The sequence below is a fragment of the Paenibacillus macerans genome, from assembly GCF_050565405.1.
Classification (GTDB): Bacteria; Bacillota; Bacilli; order Paenibacillales; family Paenibacillaceae; genus Fontibacillus; species Fontibacillus macerans_B.
This window is the reverse complement of the sequence record NZ_JBNYYG010000016.1, coordinates 53,877-71,687: the sequence shown is the minus strand read 5'-3', so window position 1 is coordinate 71,687 and position 17,811 is coordinate 53,877. Positions and strand designations below refer to the sequence as shown.

General features: G+C 47.7%; 19 protein-coding genes, 1 tRNA gene and 1 riboswitch. Of the genes, 14 read left to right on the top strand and 6 right to left on the bottom strand.

The features are described 5' to 3' along the window. Nucleotides 1-407: 407 nt before the first annotated feature. The 3 genes from ACQ4N8_RS12340 to ACQ4N8_RS12330 all read right to left on the bottom strand — a co-directional run bounded on the left by ACQ4N8_RS12340 (nt 408) and on the right by ACQ4N8_RS12330 (nt 5,428). A complete protein-coding gene (locus ACQ4N8_RS12340) occupies nt 408-2,741 on the bottom strand; it encodes a ribonucleoside-diphosphate reductase subunit alpha (protein ID WP_430704661.1) in 2,334 nt (777 codons plus the stop codon). A gap of 192 nt (nt 2,742-2,933) precedes the next feature. Next, on the bottom strand, nt 2,934-3,452 hold the full coding sequence (nrdG, locus tag ACQ4N8_RS12335; protein WP_430704660.1) for an anaerobic ribonucleoside-triphosphate reductase activating protein: 519 nt from the start codon (nt 3,450-3,452) through the stop codon (nt 2,934-2,936). Continuing rightward, nucleotides 3,449-5,428 carry an anaerobic ribonucleoside triphosphate reductase gene (locus ACQ4N8_RS12330; RefSeq protein ID WP_430704659.1) on the bottom strand — a complete coding sequence of 660 codons (1,980 nt, stop codon included), beginning with the start codon at nt 5,426-5,428 and terminating at the stop codon, nt 3,449-3,451. Before ACQ4N8_RS12330 ends, nrdG begins: the two co-directional genes overlap by 4 nt. 177 nt (nt 5,429-5,605) lie before the next feature. Continuing rightward, nucleotides 5,606-5,845, bottom strand: a riboswitch (cobalamin riboswitch). Nucleotides 5,846-6,348: 503 nt separating this feature from the next. Here ACQ4N8_RS12330 and ACQ4N8_RS12325 point away from each other — a divergent pair. Both ACQ4N8_RS12325 and ACQ4N8_RS12320 read left to right on the top strand, forming a co-directional pair. Next, nucleotides 6,349-6,648 (top strand): MTH1187 family thiamine-binding protein, encoded by a 300-nt coding sequence (locus tag ACQ4N8_RS12325; RefSeq protein WP_430704658.1) that lies wholly within the window; start codon nt 6,349-6,351, stop codon nt 6,646-6,648. A gap of 71 nt (nt 6,649-6,719) precedes the next feature. Next, nucleotides 6,720-6,792 (top strand) — tRNA-Thr (locus tag ACQ4N8_RS12320). 93 nt (nt 6,793-6,885) lie between these two features. Here the strand turns inward: ACQ4N8_RS12320 and ACQ4N8_RS12315 are convergent. The 3 genes from ACQ4N8_RS12315 to ACQ4N8_RS12305 form a co-directional block, all read right to left on the bottom strand. After that, nucleotides 6,886-8,058 carry a tyrosine-type recombinase/integrase gene (locus tag ACQ4N8_RS12315; protein WP_430704657.1) on the bottom strand — a complete coding sequence of 391 codons (1,173 nt, stop codon included), beginning with the start codon at nt 8,056-8,058 and terminating at the stop codon, nt 6,886-6,888. Between the two features lie 17 nt (nt 8,059-8,075). Beyond that, the gene (locus tag ACQ4N8_RS12310; RefSeq protein WP_430704656.1) at nt 8,076-8,954 is read right to left on the bottom strand and encodes an ImmA/IrrE family metallo-endopeptidase; all 879 of its coding nucleotides are present in this window, start codon (nt 8,952-8,954) and stop codon (nt 8,076-8,078) included. Nucleotides 8,955-9,023: 69 nt separating this feature from the next. Next, complete coding sequence (locus ACQ4N8_RS12305; protein WP_316549965.1) at nt 9,024-9,401, bottom strand: helix-turn-helix domain-containing protein; 378 nt, start codon at nt 9,399-9,401, stop codon at nt 9,024-9,026. Nucleotides 9,402-9,602: 201 nt separating this feature from the next. On the opposite strand from ACQ4N8_RS12305, the gene ACQ4N8_RS12300 reads away from it, so the two are divergent. The 12 genes from ACQ4N8_RS12300 to ACQ4N8_RS12245 all read left to right on the top strand — a co-directional run bounded on the left by ACQ4N8_RS12300 (nt 9,603) and on the right by ACQ4N8_RS12245 (nt 17,735). Continuing rightward, a complete protein-coding gene (locus ACQ4N8_RS12300; protein ID WP_430704655.1) occupies nt 9,603-9,830 on the top strand; it encodes a hypothetical protein in 228 nt (75 codons plus the stop codon). Beyond that, nucleotides 9,831-10,040 (top strand): hypothetical protein, encoded by a 210-nt coding sequence (locus ACQ4N8_RS12295; protein ID WP_430704654.1) that lies wholly within the window; start codon nt 9,831-9,833, stop codon nt 10,038-10,040. A gap of 137 nt (nt 10,041-10,177) precedes the next feature. Beyond that, a complete protein-coding gene (locus ACQ4N8_RS12290) occupies nt 10,178-10,693 on the top strand; it encodes a helix-turn-helix domain-containing protein (RefSeq protein ID WP_430704653.1) in 516 nt (171 codons plus the stop codon). Between the two features lie 12 nt (nt 10,694-10,705). Further along, nucleotides 10,706-11,023: a hypothetical protein gene (locus tag ACQ4N8_RS12285; RefSeq protein ID WP_430704652.1), complete on the top strand. Its 318-nt coding sequence runs from the start codon at nt 10,706-10,708 to the stop codon at nt 11,021-11,023. A gap of 10 nt (nt 11,024-11,033) precedes the next feature. Beyond that, nucleotides 11,034-11,237, top strand: coding sequence for a hypothetical protein (locus ACQ4N8_RS12280; protein WP_430704651.1), 204 nt, complete (start codon nt 11,034-11,036; stop codon nt 11,235-11,237). Between the two features lie 67 nt (nt 11,238-11,304). Continuing rightward, the gene (locus tag ACQ4N8_RS12275) at nt 11,305-12,414 is read left to right on the top strand and encodes a DUF4373 domain-containing protein (RefSeq protein ID WP_430704650.1); all 1,110 of its coding nucleotides are present in this window, start codon (nt 11,305-11,307) and stop codon (nt 12,412-12,414) included. A 623-nt stretch (nt 12,415-13,037) separates the two neighbouring features. After that, nucleotides 13,038-13,397, top strand: coding sequence for a hypothetical protein (locus tag ACQ4N8_RS12270; protein ID WP_430704649.1), 360 nt, complete (start codon nt 13,038-13,040; stop codon nt 13,395-13,397). Nucleotides 13,398-13,721: 324 nt separating this feature from the next. Then, nucleotides 13,722-14,012 (top strand): hypothetical protein, encoded by a 291-nt coding sequence (locus ACQ4N8_RS12265; protein WP_430704648.1) that lies wholly within the window; start codon nt 13,722-13,724, stop codon nt 14,010-14,012. A 307-nt stretch (nt 14,013-14,319) separates the two neighbouring features. Further along, the gene (locus ACQ4N8_RS12260) at nt 14,320-14,691 is read left to right on the top strand and encodes a hypothetical protein (RefSeq protein WP_430704647.1); all 372 of its coding nucleotides are present in this window, start codon (nt 14,320-14,322) and stop codon (nt 14,689-14,691) included. A 470-nt stretch (nt 14,692-15,161) separates the two neighbouring features. After that, complete coding sequence (locus tag ACQ4N8_RS12255; RefSeq protein ID WP_430704646.1) at nt 15,162-16,469, top strand: PIN-like domain-containing protein; 1,308 nt, start codon at nt 15,162-15,164, stop codon at nt 16,467-16,469. A 96-nt stretch (nt 16,470-16,565) separates the two neighbouring features. Beyond that, a complete protein-coding gene (locus ACQ4N8_RS12250) occupies nt 16,566-17,111 on the top strand; it encodes a site-specific integrase (RefSeq protein ID WP_430704645.1) in 546 nt (181 codons plus the stop codon). A 264-nt stretch (nt 17,112-17,375) separates the two neighbouring features. Beyond that, entirely contained in the window at nt 17,376-17,735 is a 360-nt protein-coding gene (locus ACQ4N8_RS12245; RefSeq protein WP_430704644.1) for an HNH endonuclease signature motif containing protein, read from the top strand. The last annotated feature ends 76 nt before the right edge of the window (nt 17,736-17,811 follow it).

Below are 17,811 nucleotides of genomic sequence, written 5' to 3'. Positions count from 1 at the left end.
CTTTGCACAAAAGTAAGTGCATCCCGAAGGGACAACGACGCAGTACCTCGCAGTAACTCAACCCTCGCTCCGAAGCAGCAGTTCCCGCCTCCTGCAGGCGCGCCTCAAGCAGAGCGTGCCCAAAGGGCGATAAGCGGCTCCCACCGTTCACGTCACCCGGGTGCCACGAAAGCAGCAGGGATGAGCAGCGCGGTTTGCCAGGTCGCCCGGGCGCGCCCAAAGTAAGACGTACCCGAAGGGGGAAAAGCGTTCGCCGAGCCCTCGTAAGCGTATCCCCGCAGGGGAGAGCGTGCAGGAGCGCCTCAGTCACTCCCACGTTCGTCCAGTTTGCGGGAGTCCAGAGGGCAGCGGGCCCTCGGGCGCCCTCCCTTACGGTAAGGGAGGGGGGGTGGGTTGAGTTGAGTAACTCAGGATGCGCACGACTCGCACTCCTCGATCGTCAACGCCCGGCTGCGCACGTAATACGTCGACTTCAGGCCGGCCTTCCAGGCATGCAGATGCAGCTCCAGAAATTCGGTGGCCTTGATGTCCGGCCGCACGTACAGGTTGAAGCTTTGCGCCTGGTCCACGTGGCGCTGGCGGGCGCCGGCCATGTCGATCGACCAGTGCTGGTCAATCAGGAAGGCCGTCTTGTAATACCAGATCGTTTTCTCGGACAAGTCCGGCGCCGGGTTGGCGATTTTGTACGTCGTCTTCTCCTCGTAGGACAGGAGCTCATAGAGCGGATCGATGCTGGCGGTGGAGCCGGCGATGATCGAGGTCGATCCGTTCGGCGCGATCGCGAACATCCAGGCGTTGCGGACGCCGTTCTCGTGAACTTCTTGCTGCAGCTCCCGCCATTGCTCGGTCGTCACGTATTTGCCTTCGTGCGAACCGTCTACGTAGCCGCGGGATTCGAAGTAGTGTCCGTTCTCCCAATCGGAGCCGGCGAACTTCGGATATTTGCCTTTTTCCTTGGCGAGCTCCATGCTGGATTTCACCAGCAGGTAGTTGATTTTTTCGTACAAAACATCGTTATATTGAACGGCTTCCTTGGACTCCCAGCGGATGCCTTCGAGGGCCAGCAGATGATGCAGGCCGAAGGTGCCGAGCCCGATTGCGCGGTATTGGCTGTTCGTATATTGGGCCTGCAGCACTTCGATATTATTGATATCGATGACGTTGTCCAGCATGCGCGTTTGGATCGGCACCAGACGTTCCAGCACGCCGGCCGGCACGGCGCGGGCCAGGTGGATCGAGTTCAGGTTGCATACGACGAAGTCGCCCGGGATTTTGGACACGACGATGCGCGTTTGGCCGTCCTTCGTCACCAGTTCCTCTTGCTCGACGACCGTCGGCGATTGGTTTTGCATGATTTCCGTGCACAGGTTGGACGAGTAGACCATGCCGTGCGCCCGGTTCGGGTTGGCGCGGTTGACCGTATCACGGTAGAACATGTACGGCGTACCGGTTTCGAGCTGCGATTTCATGATCCGTTTCATGATATCGATCGCCGGCATCGTAATGCGCGACAGGGTCGGGTGGGCTACCGCCTCGGCGTATTTCTCGCGGAAGCTGCCGCGGCCGAATGCTTCATCGTAAAAATCCTCCAGCCCCAGCGCACGCCCGTTTTCGTCCTTCCAGCCCATCGTTTTCTTCACTTCATGCGGGCAGAAGAGATTCCATTCGCCGCGAGCCTCGACGGCTTCCATGAACAGGTCGGGCAGGCAAACGCCGTGGAACACGTCATGCGCGCGCATCCGCTCGTCGCCGTTGTTCAGCTTCAGATCGAGGAAGGCAAGGATGTCCTTGTGAAAAACGTCCAGGTAAACCGCGATCGCGCCTTTGCGCGTTCCCAGTTGGTCGACGCTGACGGCCGTATTATTCAGCTGGCGGATCCAGGGGATGACGCCGGAGCTGGTGTTCTTATGGCCGCGGATATCGGAGCCGCGGGCCCGGACCTTGCCGAGGTATACGCCGATGCCGCCGCCCATTTTGCTCAAACGGGCCACGTCGGTGTTGGAGTCGAAAATCCCCTCGAGCGAGTCGTCCACGGTATCGATAAAGCAGCTGGAAAGCTGGCCGGCTACTTTTTTGCCGGCGTTGGACATCGTTGGCGTCGCGGCGGTCATATAGATGTTGCTCATCGCCCAGTAGGCTTCTTTGACGAGGTCAAGCCGTTTTTCCTCCGGCTCTTTGTGCATCAGGTACATGGCGATGACCATGTAGCGCTCCTGAGGCAGCTCCATCGTCCGGCCGTCGAAGTCGGTGGCGAGGTAACGTTCGGTCAACGTCAGCAGCCCGATGTAGTCGAACAGCAGGTCGCAGGACGGATCGATCGTGCGGCCCAGTTCCTCGATTTGCTCTTTCGTATAGCACTCCAGCAGCTCTTCGCGGTAAATCCCCAGCTTGCACAGGTCGGTGATGAGGTGGTAGAACGACCCGTAAGGTTCTTCGGGATAGGCTTTATAACGGCGGCTCACCGCCGCTTTTTTGTACAGGGAAGTGAGGAGGGAGCGAGCGGCGGCGAATTTCCAATCCGGCTCTTCTTTCGTAACCAGCTCCAGGGCGGACATCGTAAATGCGGTGCTGATTTCGTCGCCGGCGACTTCCTCGCGCCGTAGCTTGGCGTTTACGCCGCGCAGCAGGCGCTCTTTATCGAGATTATGTAAACCCTTTAGAATACGGTCGGCGTAGACGCCGAGGCGTTCGGCATCAAACGCAAGCTGTCGATTGTTGGGTTTGGTCACTAGAGTTGGCATAGATAAATCCTCGCTTTCCATGTCTAAAAGTGGAATGATGGCTGGAACTAACGATATTGCAACAAATTATGATTTCTTAAATTGCAGATATAGTGGGAAAAAAGAGGGCGCAAAACCGCTGCGCACCAAGGTAGAATATTGCTGACCGTGACGAATATCACAGATTATCAATTATACTAGAAACTCCAATAACTAGAAAGAGTAGATTGGCTCCCACAGGACGGCTTGGCCTTGCCGCAGGCTTTGCCGGACATCGATCAGCCGCTGGTTGGAGCTGCCCCGATAGAGCAGGGCGGGGTCGCGTTTCTCAAGGACGAATCTCCCGTCGACCAACACCTCGCAGCGGCGCAGCAGCTCGTATTCGGGCGAACCGGGGCGAGCGATCAACTCTTCATAGGTATAGCCGCTGTAGATCCAGATCGAAATCGGCCCGGTCTCCAAGACCAGCCGGTCGATAAAGCCGCTGACCTCGGCAGCCGAGAAGAAGGGATCCCCGCCGAGGATCGTCAGACCGCTCAGCAAGGGATTATTGTTAATGTCATGAATGATCTCTGCTTCACGTTCCGGAGTGAAAGGTTCCCCGTAGTCGAAATTCCACGTCTTGGGGCTGAAGCAGCCTTCGCAGTAGTGCTTGCAGCCGCTGATGAACACCGCGGCCCGCAGGCCTTCGCCTTCATTAATGGATTCCGGATAATAACCGCAGATGTTCATGCCTCGTGCTTGACCCGGTCGCGGACCTCGGCTTGCTTGGCGGCATTAAACCGCGTCTGGAAATCCCCGGTCAGATAGCCGGTGACCCGGCGCAGGCGGCGGATGTGCACGTCGTTCTCATGGCTGCCGCAGGAAGGGCAGGTCGCCCCGATGATTCCCTCGAACCCGCAAGCGGAGCAGCGGTCGATCGGGTGGTTGATGCTGAAATAGCTGACTTGCTGCTGCAGCGCGTATTGCACGATTTTCAGGAACGCCGCCGGGTTGCTGCGGGCATTGCCGTTCAGCTCGATGTAGGAGATGGCCCCCGCGTTGCAAAGCCCGTGGAACTTCGACTCCAGCTCGATTTTTCGCGCGGCGCTTAAGTTATAGTACACCGGAATGTGGAACGAATTCGTATAATACTCGCGATCCACCACGCCCGGAACGGTGCCGTAAACGGCCCGGTCCCGCTTCGTGAACTTCCCGGACAAGCCTTCCGCCGGGGTGGCGAACAACGTAATGTTCAGATTGTGGATTTCGCTTTGGCGGTCGCAGTAATCGCGCATGTAGGCGATCAGCTCGTACGCTTTGTGGTAAACCGTTTCGTCTTCGCCATGGTGTTTGCCGTACATTGCCTTCATGCATTCGGCCAGCCCGATGAACCCGATGGATAAACTGCCGTGCTTGAGCAGTTCGCCGACGGCGTCGTCCGGAGCAAGCTGTTCGCCGCCTTCCCAAACGCCTTCGCGCATCATGAAATCGGAAGCCTTCGCTTTTTGGGAGGCTTGAATCTCGAAGCGGTGCAGCAATCCCTCCAGCGCGATGTCCATATAATGGGTCAGCTCGCGGTAGAAGCCGCGTTCATCGGCCTCCTTGCGCCGTCCCAGCACAATGCCGTGCTCCAGGCCCAGCTTGACGAGGTTCAGCGTATTAAAGGAAAGATTGCCTTTGCCGGACAAATGATTCCGGCCGAACCGGTCGGCCAGCACCCGGGTGCGGCAGCCCATGGTGGCGAACTCCGTATCCGGATTCGTTGGATCGTAATACATCAGGTTGAGCGGGGCGTCCAGGTTGGCGAAGTTCGGATACAGCCGTTTGGCCGAGCACTCCGCCGCTTTCAGGAACAGGGAGTAGTTCGGTTCCCCGGGATTCTGGTTCACGCCTTGCTTGCACTTGAAGATCTGGATCGGGAAAATCGGCGTTTCCCCGCTGCCCAGCCCGCGCATCGTCGCGCTCAACAGCGAGTTGATCACCAGTTGACCTTCCGGCGAGGTGCAGGTCCCGTAGTTGATGCTGGTGAACGGGATTTGTCCGCCTGCTCGGCTCGACATCGTGTTCAGGTTATGTATGAGGCTCTCGGCTGCCTGCAGCGTTTCGCTTTCGGTTTCCTTCAGCGCGTATTTGAACGATCTCGGGAACCGTTCCCGCAGGTCGCCGCGGTTCATCGTAACGTCCCCGCCAAGATCGGCTTCGCTATCGCCTTCCTCGAAGTATTCCAGGCCTTTGCGGAAGTACTTGCCGAATGATTTGGCCACGTAAGGAGCCAGGTCGAAATCGATTTTATTGGCGGATACGCCGCCGTATTGGGAGTTTTGCTGGGATTGGAAAATAATCGCTACCAGCGCCATCGCCGTCATGATCGAGGTTGGCGGACGGACACTGCCGTTGCCGGTGTTAAAGCCCTCGCGGAGCAGCTTTTCGAACGGGATGAAAATGCAGTTCGTTGCGCCTATGGCGTAATGATCCAGGTCGTGAACGTATACGACGTTATCGCGAATCGCTTGAACCACGCGTTTCGGCATGACGTAATGATTCGTGTACCACTTGACGTATTCACTGCCGAATTTGCTCATCTTGCCGGAGAAGCTTTCCCCGTTTAAATTGGCGTTCTCGCGCAACACCTCGAGATTGCGGCTTTGGATGATCTCCTCTCCCAATTGAATGACTTCATCCAGCAAGGTGTCCCGGCCGGTGTAGGTCTGGTTAAGCAATGCCATAACAAAGTTCTCCTCCCCGTAAACTAAGCTTTACTCTCATATAAAAAGGCATTTCCAACCCGGCAAGGTTGAAAATGCCCGAATGCGCTGCGAAATAGGGTAAACGAAGGCCTTGGAAAAAAGGCCGTAGGGTTCAGCGGCAAGCGGACACCATCCCTGTTCCTCGCAGGTTTTCCGTCGGTGTCTTCCAAACGGGCAGGTCTCCTGGCTTTCGGCTTGTTCGCTGGCGCCTTCCCGCAGTTAAAGTTGCCTAACCGCAGTGGCATGATGTCAGTCGAACGGCAGGGGCCTGCACGACGATGGCCGTCGGCTCCTAGCTGCCGATTACAGTGGCGGGACCGCAGCGGACTTGCACCGCACTTCCCTTTTAAGGTTCGGCGAGTTGTTCGCCGAATCACCCGTTCACACTATATTTTGTTGTGTTGTTACTAGGATATCCCAATATATTGTGTTTGTAAACGGGAATTTGAAGTGTAAACTCTATGAAAACGGAGTGAAAATCTCCGGGGCCCGTCATGATGCGGGGAGCGGGGGACGAGCAAATTTGTGAACTTTTTTGTTTAGGACCAGGGGACTAGGAGGAAGGGTATGGTTTTTTGAGGGGCTCCATCGCCATCATTTTAACGGACGGAGATGACGCTATTTCGACGAAATCAGGCGTTTATAGAATGTAACGGACACTACAGCCCTTATTGGGCTTGGAAACGCATGTTTTTGGCTATTATCAGGCAAATAAGGGCACTACGGTCCGTTAAAAAAAGAAACACTGCTTTTGGAGGCGAATAAGGGCGCTGCAGTCCGTTAGAGGTATTTGGTTTGATAATGAGGGGTGGGGACTGCTAAAATAGGTATAGCTATTAGAACGAAAAGAACCAAGGTAAAGTCTTCGACTAAATAAGTAAGGAAGAAGGGAAACAAGCATGGCCATCGCCGAAGTCACCGTGATCCCGATCGGGACAGGAAGCACCAGCCTCAGTGCCTATGTGGCCGAGTTGCATCGGGTATTGGAGAAACAGCCGGGAATCACTTTTACATTGACGTCGATGAGTACGATCATCGAAGGCCCATTGGACGACGTGTTCGCCGCCATTCGCGCCATCCATGAGGCGCCGTTCCAATCGGGCGCCGGCCGCGTGTCGACCTCGATCAAAATCGACGACCGCCGCGACAAAGCCGCCTCTTCGGAGCAAAAGCTGCGCTCCGTGCGCGAGAAATTGTAATTTCCAAACATTGGCGCTTGCATTATTTTTAAAACGCGTTATAATAATTTTTGTTCGCTAAAAACGAACTTGCTGGTGTAGCTCAGCTGGTAGAGCAACGCATTCGTAATGCGTAGGTCGGGGGTTCGAATCCCTTCACCAGCATCCTAAAAGATGCAAGCAGGACGCGGTTTCCGAGGTTTTCGGGGGCCGCGTTTTTTTGCGCATAATGCCAAACTTCTAACATTCTTCTAACCTTTAGTCGATTAAAGCGGGATCTTTTGATTTTTCAACTCCTGTTGGGTTGCCGAGTATGGAGTCCCCGATGTTATTTAGAACAGCCTCCTGAAGGTTAGGAAGAACGTGGGAATAGGTATCCAGGGTGACATTAATTGAACTGTGCCCGAGACGTTCCTGCACGATTTTTGGGTGGATACCAGCCTTGAGCAGCAGGGTGGCATGAGTATGACGAAGATCGTGGAACCTGATTCGGGGGAATTTAGGATGCTCCTTTTGAATTCGATCAAGGATGCGATAATAATTCCGCATTAAATTCCTTGGTCCGACCGGCGTGCCGATGTTCGTTTGAATCACTAGCCCGGAGTCTTGGTAGTTCGGATTTTTATTCCGTGTTTCCTCCTGCATTATAAAATGTTCTTCAAGGAGCTTAACTGTATTTGCAAATAATGCGATAGATCGGACACTGCTATCATTCTTGGTGTCATCGAAATCATGACCAACCTCGGCCAGCGTATAAGCCTGACGAACAGAGATCATCTTTGCCCGCAAATCGGTATCCACGCGCCGCAGGGCGAGAATTTCACTTTGTCGCATGCCGGTTGAGGTGGCTAGCTCGAATGCCATATAAAATTGATCATCTTTCGCTGCATCCAAAAAGATCTTCAGCTGCTGCTCATCCCAAACCTCAAATTTTGCCTTTCGACCTTTCGGAAGTTCAACAACCTGGGCGACGTTTAGGGAAACCTGACCCCAGATTACCGCTCGATTTAATGCGTCCACAATAATCACATGGGCCTTTTTGATGGAGCCAACAGATAAATTCTCGAGTAATATCTTATGGTACAAGTCATGAAGATGCTGCGGTTTCAACTTATTCACAAGAACCTTGCCCAGGTTGGGGATGATATGTGTATTAACCAACCATTCATATGATTTCCATGTTCCATGCTTAACGGAGGTTTTCTTGTCTTCGAGCCACTTTCTCATGAGTTCGCCAAAGGTGATTTTACTCGGTTCTACAAATGTACCCTTTATAAATTCGGTAAGCACGAGAGGTAGGGCCTTCTCAGCATCTTTCTTCTTTTCGTATCCCGATAGCCACTTTTGTTTTCTTTTGCCGGTTATCTCGTCACGATCCAGATCGATAACGATGTAATATTTATTTCCTTTCTTCGCGACATGTCCCTTCATAATTGATTCATTACCTCCTAAAAATTTGCTAGTTCATATTCATATTTCAAAATTTCTTCAACATCCTTCATTTGAATGACAAACCGATTCGACAATTTACCATATTTCAATCGAAGCACATCGAAGTTGATGAGAATATGGCCGTTTCGAATGTTGAGATCTGCAGCTTTTAAGGAAGTATATCTATATTTGCTTGCCTCCTCATCATCCATTTGCTCGAACGGTCCGCTTATAGCTATTTCAAAGTCGCTAAGCGAAGATAACAAAGAATTGTTTACATGAACAATAAGCTGAGATGGCCCGGATACGTCGTCCATAAAATCATAGAAGGAATAGACTATATAAGGATCATCTTGCATACATTCATCATCTATTGAGTCAAATTTCTGCGGATCTATTTTTGATAAATGATCATCCAGCATCCCTTGGGTTATTCGGCGTTCGATCTGTTCAAGCCGCTTTTTCGCAAAAGGTTTGGGCACTTTAAACATGTCGGCAATAAATTGAAGTGCTAAGTCATGGCGTTCTGGAATCTCCAAATCTCGAATCATAAAGTATGGAATGGCGGCGTACATCACGAAATGATCCGCTTCGATTTCTTGACCGTCTCTAAAGAGCGGAGGCATTAGCCTTTGATCTCCTGTATGCCTCAATAGATGGCATAACTCATGAAAGAATACGAGCCGTGATACGGAATCGCTATCTCGTTTGTTCAGGAAGATTACTTTTTTTTCACCATCTGAAAATGGTCTGCACTTTTCATAAACAATTTCGACTCCCAATTTATCCGCGATTATATGGATATCCATTGATTCAGGTGAGACAATGCCGATCCGACAGTATAATTCTTCGATCCACTCCTCCAAGGCAGTTTCCCTGTAATAAATTTTTGTCATGATTATCACCTCTAGATAGGAACGTATGTTCGGTTTTGTATTAAAAAAATAATAGCCGATAAAGGGCTCTTATTTTTTTTGATCTTTTTTGGCCTGTTCTGCTGCTCTTTTCTTCATCTGGCGATACCTTTCGAGGGCGGCCTCCATTTCAGCAATTTCATCCTCTGAATACTTCTCTGGACCACCAAAGAAAAACATTCCGTCTTCTGTTCTTTGGATATTTTCATCTATGTATCCAATAGCCTTCATTAGATCATAGTAATCCACGCCCTTCAAATGAGGAGCCAAAAGCTTCAGGTTGTCAGGTGATACCTTATGAGTCCCAGCCTCAATTCTATTTATTGTGGAGTGACTGACACCAGATATATCCGCCAATTCCCTCTGGCTTTTAAAACCACTTCTCTCGCGTAAGTTTGCAAAATAAATTCCAAACTCTTTTAGATTCATAAATATCACCCAAATATAGTGTACCAGATTGTATCAGGTATGAAACAAAAATAGTGTATCATAGATGAAATTTAATGTTGCACGCGTGATACAGAAGTGGTATATTGATTTTGTAACAAGCGTGATACACAGAAGTGAGGTGAGAAAATGCGGGTTGCACCTAAACCGGGTGAAATCGAAAAATTACAGAAGGAAAAGAACATGACGGATCAGGAATTTGCTGATTTTCTTGGGACTTCACGTTCATCGCTATGGAGGGCGAAGCTTCCTTTAGGCGACGAAAGGTTCTCTTGTGGTCAGGATGTTATGGCGAAAATTCTAATGATGTTCCCTGAAAAGAAGTTTGAAGATTTATTTTTTTTGGACCAAGTGTCTCACGAGTGTTACGAAAATATTTCCGAGACATCTGAACGAGAGGAGGCGATTTAGGTGCCCGAAACACTGTATTCGGAAACGGATGTAATCACTATCCCCGAACTGGCTAAGAGGTTGAAGGTCGATAAAGGCAAGGCCTATGATATGACGTTTCAACCAGGCTGCCCGGTGTACGATTTAGGCGGTGAAAGAGGTAAGCGAATTATTTGGGGTGATTTCCTCGGGTGGTTCCGAAGCAATTACAAGGTTGCTTCAGGGGGATAAAAGGGAGCCCGGCCAAGCGGTACCGGCTTTAGTCGGGCGGGGAATGTTTTTGGAAAGGGAATGACTTACAACTTAATTCTACATCGATCCCTGGTCCACAAGCATCCTTTAAAACGGACAAATGGGGTGGAAAATCAATGGCAATCGGACAATTTGGTCCGGCTTTGGAAGATGTGTTGAAAAAGTCAGGTCTTACTCGAGGGGATGCTGCTGGAGTTGCTCATGTGGATGCGTCCCAAATCGGCAAGATTATCAAGGGTACTCGGAAAGCTTCTGATTCTGTAATGAAAGCATCAGCTAAGCACTATGACGATGGCCAATTATTTATTGCAGCTGCCGGAGAAGTGACCGAAGGTGCAACAGTACCCTGGCTAGATAACGCAGATCTGCATCGATCAAGCGTACATCTCAAGTCTTTAGAAGAGATCGAGGAGGCAGATGAGGCATTACACCAAGCCCCGATTACAAAAAAACGCGAGCAATTGACGCATCAGGACCTGATTAAGATTAAGGCGGCAATTATGGAAAGCCTTGAAGCAATTACGGCACTCACGCACTATGTTTCGGTTCTGTGCCGAGAGTACGGATTTTCCTACTTTGGTGTTTGGAGAGAGCACCGAGCTGAGCTTCGGGCCAAAAAATATATCAGTTAAGGAGGCGAGCGAATGAACGCAGTTATGAAGTTTATACCACGAGAGCTGCAACAGGATCGGTATTGGAGGGGGGCGTTACATATTTTTTTGAACAACCCTAAACTGCAGCATTACGTTGCATCTTACATTGACTTTGAGGGCTGCACGATTAATGCCGAAGGGTTGAAACGCCTTGCCCGGCCGTGGAGTGATTCTGAAAAGTTCATGCTCAACTTGGCCCTGCACCTATTTAACGAGCGCAACAAGGTCAATTTGTCCGACATGGACTATTTGGACATGAACAATCGTCAAATCGCTCTGAAAGCCATTCAGATGCGTTTCGCGGGCTAGGAGGAGAACGATGGACCTTAATGCAGAAACCTGGACCGTCTGGCGTCATTTGCAAGACTTGATTCGTTTTCGTGAGAGCGGTAGAACGCTTGATGCAGCTAATGACTGGCTAGATAAAGAAATCAGTGATATTAAAGCAATTTTGAACTTAGAAAAAAAACAATCCTCCGGGTTAGGAGCCGGAAGATTACAGGCATTGAAAATTTCTTCTTAATCATTTTAGCAAAAAAAGCCTGGGTATGGCAATGAATTTGCTTGACCCGAAGGAAGGGAATGAGGTCATGGCTAGGCCGACCAAGGAAGGGCTTGATTACTTCCCGATAGACATCGACATTGACCAAGACGACAAACTGGTCGTGCCGATCGCCAAGTTTGGGATGTTAGGTCTTGGAATTATCGTGAAATTGATGATGGAAGTTTATCGGAACGGCTATTTCTATAACTGGAGTAAACGTGAACAATATGTTTTCTCTAACAAGGTTAATGTTGACATTAACTCAGTTATTGAAATTGTTAATGAGTGTATTGAATGGGGATTTTTCAATCACAAGGTATTTGACGAACATCAAATTCTGACTTCGAAGGGATTTCAAAAACGCTATATTGAAGCGTCCAAGAGACGCAAGGCGATAACGTTTATCCAGGAGTATACACTTATTGACCTGGGTGAGGCCAGCAAAAAGGTCAATTATCCAATTTTATTGGTTGATGTTCACGGAAACCGAATTAATGAATACATTAACCCGGATAAAGCCGACGGCATGAGTGCAGAAAGTACACAAAGTAAAGTAAAGGAAAGTAAAAAGAAATTAAAAGAAAAAGAAATAAAAGATATTCGTCCCGAACCGCCTTCGGCTGACCAGGACGATGCTCCTCATGAGCCTTCGGCTGAGGGATCGGGGAAGAGAAAAAAGAAAAGACCGGAATATTCGCCGGATAGCCATTATTACAGAATGGCCGTTTACTTCAAGCAAAAGATTGATGACATGGCTGTTAAAGAGGGGCTTACGCATTTGACCGATCGGACAAACCTCCAGACTTGGGCAGACGACTTTCGAAAGCTGGTCGAATTGGACAAGCAATCCGACACCAACCTGATTAGATCTGTGATGGATTGGGTTGTAACTGATGGATTTTGGAAGAGCAACGTGCTGAGCGCTGAGAAGTTCAGGGTGCAGTTTCCAAAGTTGGTTTTGGCGATGCGGAGAAAGCCTGTAGGAGATCAATCTAGCACCAAAAGCCGTAGCGGCAAGCCCTATATACCGATTGTCGACGGTTCGGACGCTCCACCTCCACCAACTCCGGAGGAATTTGCTGAGCTGATGAAATTGGCAGAGGAGAGGATGCAAGATAAGAAACGGAGGGCTGAAAATGGACAACCTGTGGCTTAACAAGCATTAGGTACAGGCCACCGGTAAGCCTTGTCTTATCCCTCGACAGGTTGAGATCAACGGAGAATGGGTGTGGGATGGAAAGTGGATTGGGCCACCGCCAGTATGTGACATTCTGTTGACCTATAGTCGTTGCAAACAATTGGGCTGCCCGGTTGGAGAGAATGAACGCCCGGCGGCGTACGTGTACAAGCAGTCAGAACCAACTCAATTTCGATATGTACCGTTTTGGGCAAGGTTTGCGGATCAGATTGATTTGAGTCTGACCGATGACCTGGAAGCGAAAATCATAGGCCGACGCCGTGGAGCTGGCGTCAGAAATGAGGCCATATGAACCAGCGAGCCTTACAAATGATTGAAGATGCGTTGTTACCTTTGATTCGAAGGGGACGAAGAATCGATAGGATACAGCTTCATGTTTGTCCTGATTCTCCGATTGCCGAGCAACGGCGAATTTTAACTAGATTCGGAGTTTTGCGAGTGAAGCCGGATGACATGACGAAAAAAGGCTTGGCTTTTCTACTTGAAGATCCGGGATTACGTGGTAGAGGCTTTGCCTGGGTATCAAGGCCAAAGGGAAATGATACCGGATGATTCTAATTTGCTTGGAATGTGGTGGAGACATGGAGGAGGCCAAGCCAGATTTATATCGTTGTTCGTCATGCGGCTTCAGAGCGGAGCAGTTGAATATCGGGACCATGGAAGGGGAAGGGGGGAGCGTGGAAGTGCGGCAGTTAAATCATGATGACTGCATATCGCTACTAAACAGTATCGGTAATGCGCCTGATGGGGAATGGACGCATGATCTTACCGAAATTTCATCCGGTCCTGCACGATTTGTTGAACGATTGATTTTACCAAGCGGGCTTGAGGTTGTTTATTTCCGTTCTCCTGGTGGAGCTAAGGCATGGCCAGCGGCGAATTGGGATCGGTTCGCGGTGTTGCGGGTGTCGGAGCGAGTGGAGCAGTTGACGTTGTTCTGATGGCTAATTGACACATTTAACGCAGCAGTGAATTACTTCCTTTTCCAGGCACCCCAGCGATGGAGTTACTAAAGATTGCAATGTTGACGAACAATGTGATGACTTGAAGAACTATCAGGATACCTTTGAGACTCGTAAACATTTCTTTCATAACAACCACTCCCTTTTCAATGATTTTCGCTGGGATATCACTATGGACCAAGGCCAAGACGGACTCCGGGAGCGGAGACTGGAAAAAGAAATAATTAGTAGTAATAGTATATCATATTTGATCAGATGAGTGGTATTGCGCATTTCGAAAATGTATCGAAGGGGAGATAAACGATGGAAGAATTGAAAATCGCAGAAGTAAAAGGAATACGAGATGTACGAGTATTCCAAATTTGTGAATGCGATGCTGTGGCAGCTTACTCCCTAGAGGAAGCACTAGCGTGGTACAAGGAAAACACAGGGCTTGCAGAAGATGAATTGTATAGTGTCGATGAAATGGAAGTCGTGCCAATGGATCGCGAGGTTTACGATTGTGAATCAGGAGAAAAACTCGTAAGTGTACAGGAACTAATTAAACGTTATTGGAATGGTACTCCATTTATAGCACTCTCTACAGAGTGGTGATTCCGAAAATGTGATTCATTAGGGAGGGTGGAAACCACGGGAAGAAAATCAACTCAGTCTGAGATTAGGACAAGCATATTGGATTTGCGTAGAATTTTTTCCGAGTTGTCTGACGAACGATTCGCATATTGGTACCAGCGCCGATACCGCGTACCGGCGGATACGGTGCTTCGGGTGATCAAAGAACAAGTGAAAAAAGCTCAATAAAAATAGAATCCACCGCAGCGATTTGGCCGTCACGCGGTGGATTCAAACAAACGTTCTCCTTATTCCATTATACCAGCAAAGGGGAATGAGGGGAATGGGGATGGCTGAAAAGTGGGATCAGGAGGAGTTGTTTCCAAGCGCTTCTATCCAAGAGATCAAGCATGCCAAATCTCTATTGATGCGATATAGACGCTGTAGGGCATTGGTTACTGAGATGAGAGATATGGAACTGGATCATAAACAACAAGAAACGCTGAGGAAGTTTGAAAAGATAACTCAGGATATAGAAAGAGCGGTTCGGCTTATCTTGGATCCTGAAGTCAGAAAGATTATTGAACTTAGATATATAAAGGGAGAACGTCACAAGGTAGTGATTTTACATTTCGGCTTGATGCACCCAAGTACAGTTGATCGTAAAATTAGTGAGGGAATCATTTCAGTCGCGAATAGTCTAAAGCTATTTAATTCATGAAAACGCGTGTAAATTGCGGGAGATCAGCGTCAATTCTGAGTGAAGGGTCAAGGTACAGTGATCTCAGGGAGAAATCCTTGGAAATATCTGAACCTTGACATCTTCATAAGTCGTGTGAAAAGCCTAATAGGTGAAGTAACCAGGGGAAGTAGGCGCGGTACCCGTAAGTAAATCGGGGGTTCAGATTCCTCACTCTGAAAAGCGACTCAAAATAATTTTATTTATGGCCTAATTGGTGATGTGTACAGGTTCAATTCCTGTAGAGGCCTTAAAATTGGTATTCATAACCTATCTATAGCCGCTCCTTACGGGGCGGCCCTTCTCATTTCATTATAAGCAAGGTGATTAGTTGAACAGTCGTGTTAATGATTATCGCGAAGCATCTGGGTGTTTAGTCTTTCTTAAAAGAGGATTCCCTCTTTGTTTGTCGAAATGTTGTTGTGGATGCTCGACTTTTTGGAGGTAGAAATATGAAATCAATATTCTCAGGGTTCTACACACCGTCAGAAGAGGAATTTAATAAGCTGTGGGATGAATGTACATTTGTTTTTGATACTAATACACTCCTAAATTTATACAGATACGATAAAAAAACGAGAGACCTTTTGTTTAAAGTGATGGAGCTAATTAAATCCAGAATGTGGCTTCCTCACCAAATAGCATTAGAATATCATAAACATATGTTAAATGAGATATACGACCAAGAAGATGCTTATAGAAATATTACAGATAAGGTTAAAAATGCCGTTACCTCATTAGAAAATGAACTAAATAACTTAAGGCACTCGAATATAGATGTCAAAAAAATAAAGAAGTATTTAGAAAACGTAAGAGAGGACATCGGGAAAGAGCTAGAAATGCAAAAAAAGAGTCATCCGGATTTGAGCCGGATTAAAGATAATATTACCGATTTATTTGATGAAAAAATTGGTCATGAATATTCCCAGGAAAGATTAAATGAAATTTATAGAGATGGTTCCTCGCGATATGAAAATAAGATTCCTCCGGGGTACAAGGATATAAAGGGAAAAGAAAACAAGAAAACCGTAAATAACGGTTTGATATATCAAGATATGTATGGCGACTTAATATACTGGCTACAAATATTAGATAAAGCTAAAGAGGAATCTACAAAGTCTATTATATTGGTTACTGATGATAATAAAGAGGATTGGGTCCTTACATTGAATGGGAAGAAGAAAGGTCCCCAACCTGAACTCATTAATGAATTTAAGAGAGAAACTGGAGGTAAACTATTTTATTTATACAACACTGAGCAATTTTTAAAGTTTGCGAAAAAATATTTGAAAGTACCAGACGCATCGCTCGATAACGCCGAAATTGATAAGGCTATACAGAATGTAAAAACTACCAAGGAATTACTAAATGTAATACACAAAGAAGATCAAATTGAAAATCAGAGCGTTAATGCGATGAAACATTATATTACTACTAATTTTAAGATGAAGAAGCGACCGAGTTTAAATAAGAGTTACCAATATGGGTATACCGCTATCTTGAAATTACTCGACCCGGATTTCATAGATTATGATAAAATTGTTAGTTATTTTGCTCGGGATTTCTATTTCATAACTAATAGTGAAATAGAGGTAGTTAATATATCTGTAACTAGCGAGACTGTTCAAGTCGAGTTTATTGCACCAGGTTTATTGAATGAAGAGATAGTAAGTGAGATAAACACTATTAATATTCTCTCAGGGCATAGGGCAAAACTTTACGAGGTTATAAAAATTAGTGGATTATTGCAAGACATGTAATTAATAACCAAAAAGCTACTCCGCTGAGGAGTAGCTTTTTGTGTAGAATATCTAAAACCCGAAAGCGCTTGGGAATTTGAAATGAGGTGGTGATTAATGAATTTTGTTCAGCCGATTCGCGATCAGGAGACAATTGAAGCAATTAAGGATTACCTGATGCAGCAGTCATATCGAAACTATATGCTGTTTGTGTTTGGACTTAATACCGGCCTACGCATCCAAGACATTTTGAAACTGAAAGTGAAAGATGTGATGGGTGAGCATCTTGTCATGACTGAAATGAAAACGGGCAAGCGCAAGATCATGAAGATAACGCCGATCCTTAAACGGGAGATCAAACGGTACACGGCCGACATGAAGCCGGATGACGTACTATTCCCATCTCGGCAAGGCGGTAAAAATAAGCCGATTAAACGGGACATGGCTTATAAGATCATGAAGAATGCTGCGAACGAATTCGGACTCGTTGATATTGGAACTCATACGCTTCGTAAAACATTCGGCTATCACATGTATCAAAGAACCAAGGACATTACCCTTGTCCAAAACTTGCTGAACCACTCAGACAAGAGTATCACTATGAGATACATCGGCATGGACCAGGATATGATGGACGCCGCGATGAATCGTTTTGGGTTGTAATCCCTTCATTTGACGAGTGTGGAACTCAAATCCCAAAAGGGGAGAAAAGCCTTGTGGGAGTAGGGTTATAAGGATTACGCTGAGTTATGCTCTCTAATAAGATATGCATAACTGGTGATTTATGCAAAATATGCAGTTTTGAAGGAAAATCACAGCCTAATATAAGATAATACATGCGTGAAAACCCCTTGTTTTTAAAGGGGCTTTTTGTGCTGTATTTCTCGAAAAGGACAATGAATATTTATACATGGGTGGTTGAAACGTGTGGCTCTCAAAAAATTCTGCAGATTCCCAGGCTGCAAGACCATCACAGACGGGCCTTATTGTTCGGTTCATGCCAATGCAAAAGCAGATGCCGACCGGCAACGAGGCACCTCAGCGCAGCGCGGATATGATCATAATTGGAGAGCTGAAAGGGCTGACTTCTTGGCCAAGAATCCTGTCTGCAAAACTTGTCTCGACGCCGGGAAGCTTAGTGCGGCAACTGTTGTCGATCACATCGTACCTCATAAGGGGAACAAGGAATTGTTCTGGGACCGTTCAAATTGGCAGCCGCTCTGCGCGTCATGTCACTCTGAAAAGACGGCCCGAGAGGACGGCGGTTTTGGTAACGGCAGGCGTTAACCTGTTCACCCATTATTTTTCGATGATCGTTACCCCCGGGGGGTGGGTAAAATCCTTTTTTTCGAACCACCAATTG

What these genes read in the sequence shown, in the direction of transcription:
- ACQ4N8_RS12285 (WP_430704652.1), top strand. Translation starts at nt 10,706, where the DNA reads ATGAACGCAGTTATGAAGTTTATACCACGAGAGCTGCAACAGGATCGG.
- ACQ4N8_RS12315 (WP_430704657.1), bottom strand. Translation starts at nt 8,058, where the DNA reads ATGAAGGGACATGTCGCGAAGAAAGGAAATAAATATTACATCGTTATC.
- ACQ4N8_RS12325 (WP_430704658.1), top strand. Translation starts at nt 6,349, where the DNA reads ATGGCCATCGCCGAAGTCACCGTGATCCCGATCGGGACAGGAAGCACC.
- ACQ4N8_RS12330 (WP_430704659.1), bottom strand. Translation starts at nt 5,428, where the DNA reads ATGGCATTGCTTAACCAGACCTACACCGGCCGGGACACCTTGCTGGAT.
- nrdG (WP_430704660.1), bottom strand. Translation starts at nt 3,452, where the DNA reads ATGAACATCTGCGGTTATTATCCGGAATCCATTAATGAAGGCGAAGGC.
- ACQ4N8_RS12305 (WP_316549965.1), bottom strand. Translation starts at nt 9,401, where the DNA reads ATGAATCTAAAAGAGTTTGGAATTTATTTTGCAAACTTACGCGAGAGA.
- ACQ4N8_RS12310 (WP_430704656.1), bottom strand. Translation starts at nt 8,954, where the DNA reads ATGACAAAAATTTATTACAGGGAAACTGCCTTGGAGGAGTGGATCGAA.
- ACQ4N8_RS12300 (WP_430704655.1), top strand. Translation starts at nt 9,603, where the DNA reads ATGACGGATCAGGAATTTGCTGATTTTCTTGGGACTTCACGTTCATCG.
- ACQ4N8_RS12250 (WP_430704645.1), top strand. Translation starts at nt 16,566, where the DNA reads ATGAATTTTGTTCAGCCGATTCGCGATCAGGAGACAATTGAAGCAATT.
- ACQ4N8_RS12260 (WP_430704647.1), top strand. Translation starts at nt 14,320, where the DNA reads ATGGCTGAAAAGTGGGATCAGGAGGAGTTGTTTCCAAGCGCTTCTATC.
- ACQ4N8_RS12275 (WP_430704650.1), top strand. Translation starts at nt 11,305, where the DNA reads ATGGCTAGGCCGACCAAGGAAGGGCTTGATTACTTCCCGATAGACATC.
- ACQ4N8_RS12270 (WP_430704649.1), top strand. Translation starts at nt 13,038, where the DNA reads ATGGAGGAGGCCAAGCCAGATTTATATCGTTGTTCGTCATGCGGCTTC.
- ACQ4N8_RS12280 (WP_430704651.1), top strand. Translation starts at nt 11,034, where the DNA reads ATGGACCTTAATGCAGAAACCTGGACCGTCTGGCGTCATTTGCAAGAC.
- ACQ4N8_RS12265 (WP_430704648.1), top strand. Translation starts at nt 13,722, where the DNA reads ATGGAAGAATTGAAAATCGCAGAAGTAAAAGGAATACGAGATGTACGA.
- ACQ4N8_RS12290 (WP_430704653.1), top strand. Translation starts at nt 10,178, where the DNA reads ATGGCAATCGGACAATTTGGTCCGGCTTTGGAAGATGTGTTGAAAAAG.
- ACQ4N8_RS12340 (WP_430704661.1), bottom strand. Translation starts at nt 2,741, where the DNA reads ATGCCAACTCTAGTGACCAAACCCAACAATCGACAGCTTGCGTTTGAT.
- ACQ4N8_RS12255 (WP_430704646.1), top strand. Translation starts at nt 15,162, where the DNA reads ATGAAATCAATATTCTCAGGGTTCTACACACCGTCAGAAGAGGAATTT.